Raw genomic sequence first — 11633 nt, forward strand, 5'->3', positions numbered from 1 at the left:
GCCACAGAAGAGACTTAGCGAACTACAGCGAAGCGCCGCGAGCTTCGTGAAATCACAGATTTTAAATCCTAAAGAACGCCCCTTAAATGCGATCTGCGTTTAGCCGGTCAGGCGAGCGCCATTTAGGGCTTTTGTCCAAAAAACTTCCGCGCTATCTCGATATGCATTCTCGTAGCCTTCTAGAGCTGGGGATCGGCCATTCACTGCAAGTGAGGCCCCGTCCATGACCTCTCGTGCGACGTCAAGCAATTTGTAGACATCGTCGAATGTAGGCAAGGCAACGGATTTGGCTGTCTGTCTTCCGTTGTCGATCAGCAGGTGCGCCAAGCGCGTATCCCTTAGGCTGCGAAGCCTTCGCAATGAATGGCGGAGGGAGGTGGAACGTCCAAAACGGACGGCCTCGGCGATTGCCCGATCTATGCCGTCTGCGCAATCTCGCATGTAAAAATCTTCGTTAAATCCGGTCCACTCGCGAGCGCGGTCTATGAGAGCAATTCGAACACGTTTGCGACGCAATAGTCCTGTGAGGAGGAGCACGGTCGCCTTATCGCTCGCATTTCTATGAAACCGAGCGCTGGGCGTATCGAACATCCGCGCGACTGCCTGCGCAAGCGTAAGGATAAGGCACTGCTTCACCAAATTATAGGTTTCTGCGCCGTGGTACTTCTTGACGGGATCGCTCGCGATAATCGCGTTTGCAGCTTCCAGCGCAGATTTGATTTGGAGTGCTGATCGAATGTCGTTCTCCAATGCCTTTGTAATTTCGTCCACCATACGCACGGCCTGTTTATTCGTGAGGTGAACGACCTTTGGCCTTCGCTTCTTGTTCGCTCCTGGCTTTGACACCCATGCCCCCAGTTCGGGTTTTGTCTTGAAAATCGGCGATCTATCACAATCTTCGGTGGAACGTCGAGGGCAGGCGCGCTTCTGATAGCCGCACTGCGATGGATGAGCATGGAACTGGGCGGTGAACTATGTCCGACACACGTACCCCGGAGGTGCGGCGGAAAATAATGCAGTCCATCGGGACCAAGAACACGGGACCGGAGATGGTAATACGGCGCGCCCTCTTCGAGCTCGGGTATCGATATCGCCTGCATCGAAAAGACTTACCCGGGTCCCCCGACATAGTGTTTCCGGGCAGAAGGAAGGCAATATTTGTTCACGGGTGCTTTTGGCACGGGCACGGCTGTCAAAAAGGACGGGCACCAAAATCCCGTATGGAGTACTGGGGACCGAAAATAGAGGCTAATCGCCTTCGGGACGCCCGAAACCTCCGCGAGTTGGCGGCGAGGGGGTGGCAGGTGCTTGTGGTGTGGCAGTGCGACCTGGCTGACCTTGAAAAGGCTTTGCAACAGATAATAATTTTTTTGGATGAGCCCATAAATGCGATCGACAAAAAGGGCGAACGTAGTTAGATTGCCCGCATGACAAATCGCTTCGCACACCGAAATGAATTTCCCGAACGCCCACTTGGTATCGATCTATTCGCTGGAGCAGGAGGCATGAGCCTCGGCTTCGAGCAAGCAGGTTTCGACGTCGCTGCGGCCGTTGAGATTGATCCTATCCATTGCGCCGTGCACAAGTTCAATTTCCCTGACACGGTCGTTATTTCGCAGTCGGTTTCCGAACTGACGGGGACGGAAATTCGTCGCCGAGCGGGTATTGGGGCTCGCACCGTCAACTGCGTGTTTGGCGGACCCCCTTGCCAAGGCTTCTCGATGATCGGGCAGCGGATTTTGGACGATCCTCGGAACAATTTGGTCATGGACTTTGTGCGGTTGGTTGCGGAATTGGATGCCGAAACCTTTGTGTTTGAGAATGTCAAAGGCCTCACAGTAGGCAGTCAACGGGCGTTCTTGGACGAACTGGTGGAGGCTTTCGGCGAGCGGGGATACCACGTGCGCTTGCCATGGCGCGTTTTGGACGCAGCCAACTACGGTGTACCGCAGCATAGAGAGAGGCTGATCTTATTCGGAGCGAAAATCGGTCGCGAGATACCCGACTATCCTGTGGCGACAAGCAATCCCGCGGACGGTAAACGGTCGGTCCGCGGCATCGCAGTAGGTCCTACCTGTAGGGATGCATTGGCCGATCTACCCGACGCTGAACTCTTTGAGGCGCTAAACCATTCGGATGCGGTTGAAACCGCTGCGTATGGCGACGCGTCGCAATACTCGGCGGTACTGCGTTGCATGACGAACGACGCGTGGCACTATGGCTACGTGCGGGAGTGGAAGCCGGGCATTCTCACCTCGAGCGCCCGTACGGAGCACACCGAGATATCTAGGGGCCGGTTTGCCAACACTCAGCCGGGTTCGGTTGAGCCCATAAGCAGGTTTTTTAAGCTCTCGTCCGATGGCCTTTCCAATACTTTACGAGCAGGTACAGACGGGGCTCGTGGCGCGTTCACAAGCCCGCGACCGATCCATTTCGATTACCCAAGATGTATCACTGTTCGTGAGATGGCTCGGCTGCATGGGTTTCCCGACTGGTTTAGACTGCACGCAACCAAGTGGCATGGCGCTCGGCAAATAGGCAATTCCGTGCCGCCGCCATTGGCTCGGGCTGTAGCCACTTCGGTCGTGGCAGCACTTGGGATGAGGCCAGTGAAACCGTTAGGCAGTCTACCTTTGGGCGACGAGGCACTATTGTATCTTGAGATGACGGGGGCCGCGGAACATTTCGGGGTAGAGAAGCCAAATTCTCGGCGTGACCGTAAGAGCGGCGCGAAGAAGCGCAAACAGTCCGAAATTGAAGCAGGTGTCGCCCCGTTGCGAGTTGTAAATGGCTAAGCCGGACCCTGCTACCCATCGCTACAGGGTATTGATCGAGCGAATTTTCTTCCACTATTGGAAAGAAGGAGTAACCGACTTCGAGTTCGCACGGGACGAACTAGTCACCTTCGCGGAAGAGCACTCGATCAAGCTCCCGAAGAACCTCGGCGATATAATTTACAGTTTTCGTTTCCGCATCCCGCTTCCCCCTGCGATCCTCAATACCCAACCCGAGGGATTGGAGTGGATAATTGAAGGCGCTGGAACGGCCCGGTACCGATTTAGGCTGACGAAAGTAACGAGAATACTGCCGAGCGAAAGCCTCGTGAGCATCGCTATTCCCGACGCAACGCCGGAACTGATCCGATACTATGCCCTTGATGACGAACAAGCCCTCCTCGCGATCGTGAGATACAACAGGCTCATCGATACTTTTCTCGGCCTAACGACCTACAGTTTACAAAATCACTTGCGTACTACCGTCAAGAATGTTGGGCAGATTGAAATCGACGAGGTGTACATCGGCCTAGACAAGTACGGCTGCCACTACGCGATACCCGTTCAAGCGAAAGGCGGTAAGGATCAAATCGGGGTTGTTCAAACTGGGCAAGACCTCGCCTTTGCCGCGGAGAAATTTCCGGAAATGCGTTGTCGACCAGTTGCAGCGCAGTTTATGGCGGAAGGTGTAATCGCGCTTTTCGAGCTCACCCTGGAGGATGGGCAGGTGAAGGTCGTTGAAGAACGACATTACCGGCTCGTGCCTGCGACCGACTTGGATCACGGCGCGATCCGCGATTACCGCTAGGGGTGCTGAAGACTGAGGACGGGCTTGGCCTCTCAACCGCGATAGGCGAACGCTGACGCTGGCGGCAACTCGCCGCGCTTGCGTTGGCGATATAGGCGATTGCGTTCTGTGGCTGTTATCGGTTTATCGTTGACTGTTCGGTCTAGCCATACGGCCACGCATAGTTTTTGCCGTCCGCACCGGTCATCCCTACGGTCGGGCGCTGCGCCGCGCCTTTTGCTTCCATGCACAGCTGATAACGATGGCCCCAACTTGACGTGCCGTGGCCACATCCTTGAGATAATCCAATATCGGCTTCCTCGCGCTCCATTCATCAGCATCGATTTCGCACTGGGCAATGATTTGAGCCATGCGGTTCTCGACCGCGTGCGCGTGTCCCGACCACACCAGCGCCGCAAAATTGGGGCTTTCTTCATTGGTTTAGCTCAGGGCAAAGGGCGTGCGTGATTGCTGTTTGAACGAGACCGGATGCCGGTTTGTCCCGCGTCTCCGGGTGATCCCGCAAGCTCGCTGTTACGACATCAATCAACTGCTGCGTGATTATTCCCTCTCGAAGGCACGTCGTTTTGCCCAATCCGGCCCGCGTCATCTCGAACTCGTCGACCACACCCAAAACGTAGGCGGCGCATAGTGATTGCGCCGTGTTAACTGTGGCCTGCTCTTTCGTCGAGCACCAACCGTATAACTCGTTGCCGTTGATATACGAGACGTAGGCAAAGGCCGGGGTGACTGGAATTGCGCACGCCAAGGCCAAACCCACGGCGGCAAGCAGTTGTCGTGTCATGAAATACCTCAACACGAAAAACAGGTTTATCACGCCGGTCTCCTTTAGAGCCTTGCCGCAGATTACCGTGAGCTTTTCAAAACCGCCGCCGCATCGATGGCGTTGCCGGGCACATTAGGCGCTTTGAACATCGCGACGATGATGGATGTCTGCGACTGCCGCCTGTAGATCGCCTGCCCGCCCGTATACATCGTGTTTCCATAGGCGGTGTTGCCGACGACATTGACGGTGGTGTTCGCATAGACCGGCATGTTACCCGCGTAGGTGCGGGAGTTCTGCGTGTCCGCCGCCTGTATCACGTAGTGGGTGAAGCCCTTGTCGAGGGTGAGTTGCGCCACGCGGCGTTGCGCCTGCCCCTTGGCGATGCTTGTCCCGATAAGGCCGCTGGCATCGATATCGAGCTTGTAGACGTTGTTTGAAAGCGCCATCTCGCTTTGGCTGACGCAACCTGCCAAGGCCGCCATGGCCAGCAGTAACACAAATTTTCTCATGATTTCCCCCAGTTGTGCGCCAAGCCTTGAAGTCCTTCGCGTACCAAGTCAACGAGGCCGACATTACGCAAGCAATCAACCACAGGTTTTTTTGAACAGCGGCGCGGCTGGTAGCGCTTCACCACGCTGATATCCGTCAGCGTTCGTCAGTTTTCGCTGTAGATTTTGGACACTGAAATTGGACACTAGGACTTAAATAATTGAAAATAAGACGTATTTTTTTAACGTTCACGCATTTGCAGGGCGTTGACGGGGCCACGTTGCCGGTTGAACCGGAAATAGAAATTTTGCACGCGACCCTCCTTTCTCTTTGAGCGCATAGGAGAAATAGCATTGCTAACCCAGGAATGCAACCAAAGCGCTTGTGCTGCGCGGTCGCGCTCCCGAACTTGCATTGGGCAGCGTGGTTGCTGTAAGCGGCTCGACAGGTATTCTTAAATTTCCAGGAGAGACGCCATGGCAGGCGGTGACGACGATTACGTTTATGATGAAGTGACGGGCGAATGGCGTCCGGCTTCGGAAATGGCTGCCGCGGCCGCGCAGGCCGCTGAGGTCCGGGATGCTGCCGGAAACGTCCTCAAGGACGGCGATTCCGTCACCCTCATCAAGGATCTGAAGGTGAAGGGCGCCAATCAGACCCTAAAGCAGGGCACGGTCATCCGCTCGATCCGGCTGACAGATAACCCGGAAGAGATCGACTGCCGCCACGACACCATCAAGGGCCTTGTCTTGCGCACGGAGTTCGTCCGCAAGCGTTGAGCGCGTGACGCGCAGAGGATTTCGCGGGGCGGAACGCGGGCGATAAGCCCCTTCCGCTCAGCGCTTCAAACTTCCGAGGATGCCGCGCACCAGGGCCCGGCCGACCTGTGTCGCCACCGTACGGGCCACGCTCTTCATCGCGGCTTCCACGACCGTTTCGCGCTGGTAGCCGGAGGAGCGGGCGCGGCCCTGGCTCTTGGCCTGCGGTTCGGTGTCATCATCGCCGAAGCCTGGCAGCGTCCAGCGGCCCGAGGCGTTGCCCTCGGTCGGCTCTGTCGGTTGCGCTTGCTTGGCTGCATCGGAGTCGGATGCCTTCTTGGCGCGCGCCGCCAGAATCTCGAAGGCGGATTCACGATCGAGATCTTCGTCGTAGACCCCGAGCACCGGGCTCTTGTCCATGACCTGCTGGCGCTCCGGATCGGTTAACGGGCCGACGCGTCCGGACGGCGGGCGGATCAGCGTCCGCTCGACGATCGATGGCGAGCCTTTCGCCTCCAGTGTCGACACCAGCGCTTCGCCAGTGCCGAGCGTGGTGATGACGGTGGCGCAGTCGAAGGCAGGGTTGGGACGGAAGGTGTCCGCCGCTGTTCTCACAGCCTTCTGCTCGCGCGGCGAATAGGCGCGCAGCGCATGTTGCACCCGGTTGCCGAGCTGCGCGAGGACGGTTTCCGGCACATCGAGCGGGTTCTGCGTCACGAAATAGACGCCGACCCCCTTCGAGCGGATAAGGCGCACGACCTGTTCAACACGCTCGATCAGCACCTTCGGCGCGTCGTTAAAGAGCAGGTGTGCCTCGTCGAAGAAGAAAACGAGGTTCGGCTTCTCAGGATCGCCCACTTCCTGCAGCTCCTCAAAGAGCTCGGAAAGCAGCCACAGCAGGAAAGTCGCATAGAGCCGCGGGTTCATCATCAACTTGTCGGCGGCGAGCACGGAAATCTGGCCATAGCCGCGGTTGTTGGTCCGCATGATGTCGGTGATCTTGAGCGCGGGTTCGCCGAAGAAGTGCTCGGCGCCCTGCTGTTCCAGCACAAGGAGACCACGCTGGATCGAGGCGACCGACGCCTTCGAGATCAGACCGAACTGGCTGGAAAGCTCGGTTGCGTTCTCCGCCATGTAATTCAGCAGCGAGGAAAAGTCCTTGAGGTCGAGCAGGGGGAGCCCGCCCTGGTCGGCGAGCTTGAAGGCGATATTGATGACGCCCTCCTGCGGCTCGGAGGCGTCCATCAGCCGCGCGAGAAGCAGCGGCCCCATTTCGGCAATGGTGGTGCGGACGCGGTGGCCCTTCTCACCGAAGAGATCCCAGAAGATGACCGGGAACTGGTCGAATTCGTAATCGTCGAAGCCGATCTGCTCGGCGCGCTTGGTGAGAAAATCCTTCGGTTCGCCCTTGGCGGCGATACCGGAAAGATCACCCTTGATGTCGGAGCAGAAGACGGGCACGCCGGCCCTCGAGAAGCCCTCGGCCAGCACCTGCAGCGTTACCGTCTTGCCGGTGCCGGTTGCGCCCGTTACCAGGCCGTGGCGGTTTCCGAATTTCAGGTCGAGATATTCCGGCTTGTTGATGCTGTCATCCGGATTGCGGCTGACGCCGACGAAAATCTTGCCATCCTCGAGCATTTTCGAAAATTCTCCCTGCGGCTGTCGGCGCCGATTGCGTCAAAATGCGGAGCGTCGTTTCCGCATGGTCATTGTAATATCGCTTCCCTGTTATAAGCAGGGAGCCCGGTGCGGACAACTGTCTGCATTAAAAGGAAAAGTAGGATAAAGACTGCTTTTGCGGCCGGCGGCTTGAGTTGCCCGGAAAGTTCGACTAACGTTGACGTTAACGTCAAAAATAGGAGGCTGACAATGAATGAAATCGTAGACCAGATCGCCGCGCGTGTGGGCATCACTCCGGAACTGGCCGAAAAGGCGGTGGGCATGATGCTCGGCTTCCTGCAGCGCGAGGCGGCAGACGGTCCGGTCGCCAAGATGATCGAAGCCATTCCGGGCGCTTCCGACCTCGTTGCCAAGTACAACGGCGAAGGCGCGAGCGGCGGCGGGATCCTCGGCAGCATCATGGGCGCGCTCGGCGGCGGCGGCATCATGGCGCTCGGCCAGCAGCTGATGTCGGAAGGCCTCGGCATGGGCGAGATCACCACGCTTGCCAAGGAAACCATCGCGATTGCCGAGCAGCACGCCGGCAAGGAAGTTGTGGACGAGGTTGTCGGCTCGGTTCCGGGCCTCAGCCAGTTCGTCTAAGCGGCAAGACGAGACTTTCGGCGGGCGGGCTTGTTCCGCCCGTTGGCTTTTGTGGTTACGGCGTGACGCCAAGCAAGGCCAGCCAGGCTTGCGACTGGTCGCCGGCAGCCTTGCGTCCGGCATCGTCAAGCACACGGGGGCCGCAATAACGGTCGATGTTGGTTCGGTCGGTGTCGTTGATCTCTGGGTTGTGCGATGCCGCAATAACCTGACGCCAGGCACAGCCAAGGACGGGCTCGACAACGATGCCCTCGTTGCAGCCGGTGCTCAGGCAGAAAGAAATTTTCCTCTGACTTTCGATGCGACCGGCGATGGCATCCGCGTAAAGGCCGGTCCAATCAGCACGGATCTGTTCGCAGCGCTCGGCAGCGTCGCTTTGCTGGCAACCGATCTTCGGAACATAGCTGTCCGCGGGTGGCCAGTCGGCAACCTCAGCGAGGCTGACGCATCCACAGGCAAGAAGAACGGCTGCAATCAACTGCGACATCGGGCCTCTTAACCGGCAAGAGAATCACTGGAGACAAGCTACAGCTTCTCTTGCGTGTTAGGGAGGCACTTCTGAAGCGTCATGGCATCAAAGCCGCAAGGCAGCCGGTTTAATGCTTGCTCTTCGTTTCTCTTGCCAGCTTAAGGATGACGTCGTCGGCAGCGTCGGCCAGAGCCATCGCGATTTCGGCTGCCTTCCATCCCCTTTTCTCGCCATTGCGAATGAGCTCGAAAAGGAGGGGTTCGAACTCCGACCTGCAGGTTTCCATACGCTGATCGGAAATCGAACGATTCTTAGCCAATTGACTATCTACCATGTCAATACCCCAAAACCCTCGAGATAGATTTAGCAAGGCGGCGAGAGAGCGCAAGTAAATATATTAATCGAGCTTTAACAATTTCGACTAATATATACTTTATTCGCCAAATGCTAGAAAAATACAAGAAGGGCCCGTCGGGGTTGGACGAGCCCCGCCTTCTTTGTCGCACAGAAAAAGCAACGCGGTCAGCCGGAGAATCTTCGCTATACTAGGCGAAAGGGTCAACACATCCATATTTTGTATAGCACACCATAAATGTGTTGCGATGGGTCTCGTCCATACGAGATGATACAATATCTATGCTCGCCATGCGCGAGCTGCCGGGAAATTCTATTCGGTTTTACTTTAGTTAAGCGTGTATTTCCGGACTTTACTTTGGATCGTGGTTGCGGGTGGCTGCGCCCAGTTCATGCCACTCCCGGCCATCGCGGCGGATCAGTTCGTCGGCGCAGGATGGACCACTGCTTCCAGGCGCGTACGACTCCGGCGTTTCGCTGCTTTTCGCCCATATATCCAGGAAGGGTTGCACCGCCGACCAACCGGCCTCGATGCCGTCGGCGCGCTGGAACAGCGTCTGGTCACCGGTGAAAAGATCGTAGAGCAGCGACTCGTACCCGGTCATCTTGCCGATGTCGAACTCGTCGGCATAGCGGAAGTCGAGCGAGACCGGGACGGTGTCGACAGATAGGCCGGGCGACTTGATGGAGATCTCGACGCTCAGCCCTTCGTCGGGCTGGACCTGGATGACCATCTTGTTCGGCGGCAGGTGACGGTTGACATCCGTTTTCCGAAACTGCGCGAAGGGCACCTGCTGGAAGGTGATGACAACTTCCGTATCGCGCGCCTTCAGCGCCTTGCCGGTCCTGAGATAGAAGGGCACGCCGGCCCAACGCCAGGAATCGACGTAGAGCTTCATCGCGACGAAGGTTTCGGTATTGCTGTCGGGCGAGACGTCCTTGGTTTCCCGGAACGCGGTAATGTCGTTTCCGTCGAGCTTGCCTGATGTGTAGGCGCCGCGGACGGCATGTGCTTTGGCTTCCTCCGGCGTATAGATGCGCAACGCGCTCAGCGCCTTGCTCTTTTCCGTACGGATCGCTTCGGCGCCAAATCCGTTCGGGGCCTCCATCGCGATCATCGCCAGCAGTTGGAACAGATGATTGGGGATCATATCGCGCATTGCGCCGGTCGCGTCGTAGAATTTGCCGCGCGTGCCGACGTCGACTGTTTCGGCGGCGCTGATCTGCACGTGGTCGATATAGTTGTTGTTCCAGAGCGCCTCGATCATCATGTTGGCAAAGCGGGCGGTCAGAATATTCTGTACCGTCTCCTTCCCCAGGAAGTGGTCGAGGCGGTAGACCTGGCTCTCGGAGACATTGGCGAGGATGCGGGCGTTCAGCGCGCGGGCCGAGGCGAGGTCGGTGCCGAAAGGCTTCTCGATGGCAATCCGCCGGAAGCATCCGTCAGTCTCGCTGGTGAGGCCGTGCTGGGCCAGCTTTTCGACCAGCGGGCCGAAGAACTGCGGCGGTACCGCGAAGTAGAAGGCCGCGTTACAGTTGGTCAGGTGCTTCTTGATCTCAACGAATATGCCGTCTTGCGTGAAATCGCCTGAAATATAGGAGATACGCTGCCGCAGACCCCGCCAGGCGTCGTCGGTCTCCGGGCGGATCGGGTCGCTCAATCCGGCTAGGAAGCTGTCCAGCCTCGCAACCAGTGAGGCGTCGTCGCCAGCTTCTATGCCGACGCCGAGGATCTTCAGATCGTCGCCGACCAATCCACTTCGCGTCAGATTGATGATCGCCGGTATCAGCAGGCGCCGCGTCAAGTCGCCGGTCGCGCCGAAGATGACGAGTGTGGCTGACGGAATGGGGGCGGCGTCCATGAAGGTTTCCTCGCTGTTTCCATCGACTATACTGCGCGCTTGTGCGGCGGCAAGCAGGATGCCGCCTGAGCATTGCACGGCAATGTCACCAGAATCGGCCCTACCCGTCGACCGGCCAATGGGATCCGGTCGATCTGCCAGGCGTGTCAGCCCTTTACCGCCACCATGAAGATCCGCGGGAAGCGCAACAACACGCGCCCGTCCGACATCTTCGGGTAGGCCTTTTCAACGCGGCCGAGATAGTCCGCCAGGAACGCCTCGCGATGCTTTTCGCCTGCGTGATCGAGATAGGGCCGCAGGCCCGTTCCTTTGACCCATTCGACGATTGCCGCGGCGTCAGCCATTGGATGGTTGTAGGATGTATGCCAGATGTCGACGCGGGCGGCCTTGCCGATGAGCCGGCTGTAATAGGTGGAGGGCGGCGGCAGGGTTTTGCGGCGAACGCTCCGCGCCTCGAACGCTGCTTTCCACGGGCCGGCATGCGCTGTCTCCTCCATCAGCAGATGCGTCGGCTCGGCCAGATTATCGGGCATTTGCACCGCCAGCACGCCGCCCGGCGCAAGTCCGTCCATCAAGCGATCGAAAATGTCGAGGTGCTCAGGCAGCCACTGGAAGACGGCATTCGCAAAGAGGAGGTCCGCCGGTTCGCTCGGCTGCCAGGTGGCAAGGTCGGCCTCGACAAAGGGCGTGCCGGGCATGCGCTTGCGAGCCGCTTCCAGCATGTTCAGATCGCTGTCCAGGCCGGAAACGCCTTTGGCACCGAAACGCTCGACAATCAGCTCCGTCGAATTGCCCGGCCCGCAGCCGAGGTCCACGGCGTGGCGGACGTGTTCAAGCGGCACCTGCGCCAACAGATCCCGCGCCGGGCGTGTGCGTTCATCCTCGAATTTGACATACTGGCTGGCAGACCATGCCATGACCATCTCCAATGAAAGAACACAAGGGCAAAACGCCTTCAACTGGCAGCTTTTCCTTGGGTTCGGTTTCGTGTTGATCGACGTTTTCGCCGATCGGCTAAATCTCGTGCTTCCGCTGGACAGGTGGTTCCTCGCCCTTCGGTTCTCGAACCAATCTCCAATGCGTGACCTGAT

The 11633-nt window shown here is 58.1% G+C and carries 14 protein-coding genes; 5 read left to right on the forward strand and 9 right to left on the reverse strand.

The features are described 5' to 3' along the window. Nucleotides 1-99: 99 nt before the first annotated feature. A complete protein-coding gene (locus AC1DPR_RS27395) occupies nt 100-774 on the reverse strand; it encodes an AbiU2 domain-containing protein (protein WP_477817593.1) in 675 nt (224 codons plus the stop codon). A 200-nt stretch (nt 775-974) separates the two neighbouring features. On the opposite strand from AC1DPR_RS27395, the gene AC1DPR_RS27400 reads away from it, so the two are divergent. From AC1DPR_RS27400 to AC1DPR_RS27410, 3 genes are read left to right on the forward strand one after another with little or no spacing between them, the layout of a single operon-like run. Beyond that, nucleotides 975-1418, forward strand: coding sequence for a very short patch repair endonuclease (locus AC1DPR_RS27400; RefSeq protein ID WP_477817594.1), 444 nt, complete (start codon nt 975-977; stop codon nt 1416-1418). Nucleotides 1419-1427: 9 nt separating this feature from the next. Beyond that, nucleotides 1428-2795 (forward strand): DNA cytosine methyltransferase, encoded by a 1368-nt coding sequence (locus tag AC1DPR_RS27405; protein ID WP_477817595.1) that lies wholly within the window; start codon nt 1428-1430, stop codon nt 2793-2795. Next, complete coding sequence (locus AC1DPR_RS27410) at nt 2788-3582, forward strand: endonuclease (RefSeq protein ID WP_477817596.1); 795 nt, start codon at nt 2788-2790, stop codon at nt 3580-3582. Before AC1DPR_RS27405 ends, AC1DPR_RS27410 begins: the two co-directional genes overlap by 8 nt. A gap of 189 nt (nt 3583-3771) precedes the next feature. Here AC1DPR_RS27410 and AC1DPR_RS27415 read toward each other — a convergent pair whose 3' ends face one another. The 3 genes from AC1DPR_RS27415 to AC1DPR_RS27425 all read right to left on the reverse strand — a co-directional run bounded on the left by AC1DPR_RS27415 (nt 3772) and on the right by AC1DPR_RS27425 (nt 4857). Beyond that, on the reverse strand, nt 3772-3933 hold the full coding sequence (locus tag AC1DPR_RS27415; protein ID WP_477817597.1) for a hypothetical protein: 162 nt from the start codon (nt 3931-3933) through the stop codon (nt 3772-3774). A gap of 61 nt (nt 3934-3994) precedes the next feature. Next, nucleotides 3995-4399 carry a Rap1a/Tai family immunity protein gene (locus tag AC1DPR_RS27420; protein WP_477817598.1) on the reverse strand — a complete coding sequence of 135 codons (405 nt, stop codon included), beginning with the start codon at nt 4397-4399 and terminating at the stop codon, nt 3995-3997. A 29-nt stretch (nt 4400-4428) separates the two neighbouring features. Continuing rightward, nucleotides 4429-4857 (reverse strand): hypothetical protein, encoded by a 429-nt coding sequence (locus tag AC1DPR_RS27425; protein WP_477817599.1) that lies wholly within the window; start codon nt 4855-4857, stop codon nt 4429-4431. Between the two features lie 456 nt (nt 4858-5313). Here AC1DPR_RS27425 and AC1DPR_RS27430 point away from each other — a divergent pair, with 456 nt between their 5' ends. Then, entirely contained in the window at nt 5314-5616 is a 303-nt protein-coding gene (locus AC1DPR_RS27430) for an alkylphosphonate utilization protein (RefSeq protein ID WP_018859604.1), read from the forward strand. 57 nt (nt 5617-5673) lie between these two features. Here the strand turns inward: AC1DPR_RS27430 and AC1DPR_RS27435 are convergent, their stop codons facing one another. Next, the gene (locus AC1DPR_RS27435; protein WP_113471601.1) at nt 5674-7233 is read right to left on the reverse strand and encodes a helicase HerA-like C-terminal domain-containing protein; all 1560 of its coding nucleotides are present in this window, start codon (nt 7231-7233) and stop codon (nt 5674-5676) included. 231 nt (nt 7234-7464) lie between these two features. On the opposite strand from AC1DPR_RS27435, the gene AC1DPR_RS27440 reads away from it, so the two are divergent. Then, nucleotides 7465-7857 (forward strand): hypothetical protein, encoded by a 393-nt coding sequence (locus AC1DPR_RS27440; RefSeq protein WP_113471600.1) that lies wholly within the window; start codon nt 7465-7467, stop codon nt 7855-7857. A gap of 55 nt (nt 7858-7912) precedes the next feature. On the opposite strand, the gene AC1DPR_RS27445 is transcribed toward AC1DPR_RS27440, so the two are convergent. The 4 genes from AC1DPR_RS27445 to tam all read right to left on the reverse strand — a co-directional run bounded on the left by AC1DPR_RS27445 (nt 7913) and on the right by tam (nt 11459). Next, nucleotides 7913-8344 (reverse strand): hypothetical protein, encoded by a 432-nt coding sequence (locus AC1DPR_RS27445; RefSeq protein WP_113471599.1) that lies wholly within the window; start codon nt 8342-8344, stop codon nt 7913-7915. A 109-nt stretch (nt 8345-8453) separates the two neighbouring features. After that, nucleotides 8454-8645 carry a hypothetical protein gene (locus AC1DPR_RS27450; RefSeq protein WP_169682815.1) on the reverse strand — a complete coding sequence of 64 codons (192 nt, stop codon included), beginning with the start codon at nt 8643-8645 and terminating at the stop codon, nt 8454-8456. Nucleotides 8646-9033: 388 nt separating this feature from the next. After that, nucleotides 9034-10542 carry a glucose-6-phosphate dehydrogenase gene (zwf, locus tag AC1DPR_RS27455; RefSeq protein ID WP_113471598.1) on the reverse strand — a complete coding sequence of 503 codons (1509 nt, stop codon included), beginning with the start codon at nt 10540-10542 and terminating at the stop codon, nt 9034-9036. A gap of 146 nt (nt 10543-10688) precedes the next feature. Next, entirely contained in the window at nt 10689-11459 is a 771-nt protein-coding gene (gene tam / locus AC1DPR_RS27460; protein ID WP_113471597.1) for a trans-aconitate 2-methyltransferase, read from the reverse strand. Between the last annotated feature and the right edge of the window lie 174 nt (nt 11460-11633).

Source organism: Rhizobium sp. 01T417, assembly GCF_056398905.1.

Excerpts from the sequence above, each read along its gene's own strand:
- AC1DPR_RS27395 (WP_477817593.1), bottom strand. The coding sequence starts at position 774 with ATGGTGGACGAAATTACAAAGGCATTGGAGAACGACATTCGATCAGCA.
- AC1DPR_RS27400 (WP_477817594.1), top strand. The coding sequence starts at position 975 with ATGTCCGACACACGTACCCCGGAGGTGCGGCGGAAAATAATGCAGTCC.
- AC1DPR_RS27405 (WP_477817595.1), top strand. The coding sequence starts at position 1,428 with ATGACAAATCGCTTCGCACACCGAAATGAATTTCCCGAACGCCCACTT.
- AC1DPR_RS27410 (WP_477817596.1), top strand. The coding sequence starts at position 2,788 with ATGGCTAAGCCGGACCCTGCTACCCATCGCTACAGGGTATTGATCGAG.
- AC1DPR_RS27415 (WP_477817597.1), bottom strand. The coding sequence starts at position 3,933 with ATGGCTCAAATCATTGCCCAGTGCGAAATCGATGCTGATGAATGGAGC.
- AC1DPR_RS27425 (WP_477817599.1), bottom strand. The coding sequence starts at position 4,857 with ATGAGAAAATTTGTGTTACTGCTGGCCATGGCGGCCTTGGCAGGTTGC.
- AC1DPR_RS27430 (WP_018859604.1), top strand. The coding sequence starts at position 5,314 with ATGGCAGGCGGTGACGACGATTACGTTTATGATGAAGTGACGGGCGAA.
- AC1DPR_RS27435 (WP_113471601.1), bottom strand. The coding sequence starts at position 7,233 with ATGCTCGAGGATGGCAAGATTTTCGTCGGCGTCAGCCGCAATCCGGAT.
- AC1DPR_RS27440 (WP_113471600.1), top strand. The coding sequence starts at position 7,465 with ATGAATGAAATCGTAGACCAGATCGCCGCGCGTGTGGGCATCACTCCG.
- AC1DPR_RS27445 (WP_113471599.1), bottom strand. The coding sequence starts at position 8,344 with ATGTCGCAGTTGATTGCAGCCGTTCTTCTTGCCTGTGGATGCGTCAGC.
- zwf (WP_113471598.1), bottom strand. The coding sequence starts at position 10,542 with ATGGACGCCGCCCCCATTCCGTCAGCCACACTCGTCATCTTCGGCGCG.
- tam (WP_113471597.1), bottom strand. The coding sequence starts at position 11,459 with ATGGCATGGTCTGCCAGCCAGTATGTCAAATTCGAGGATGAACGCACA.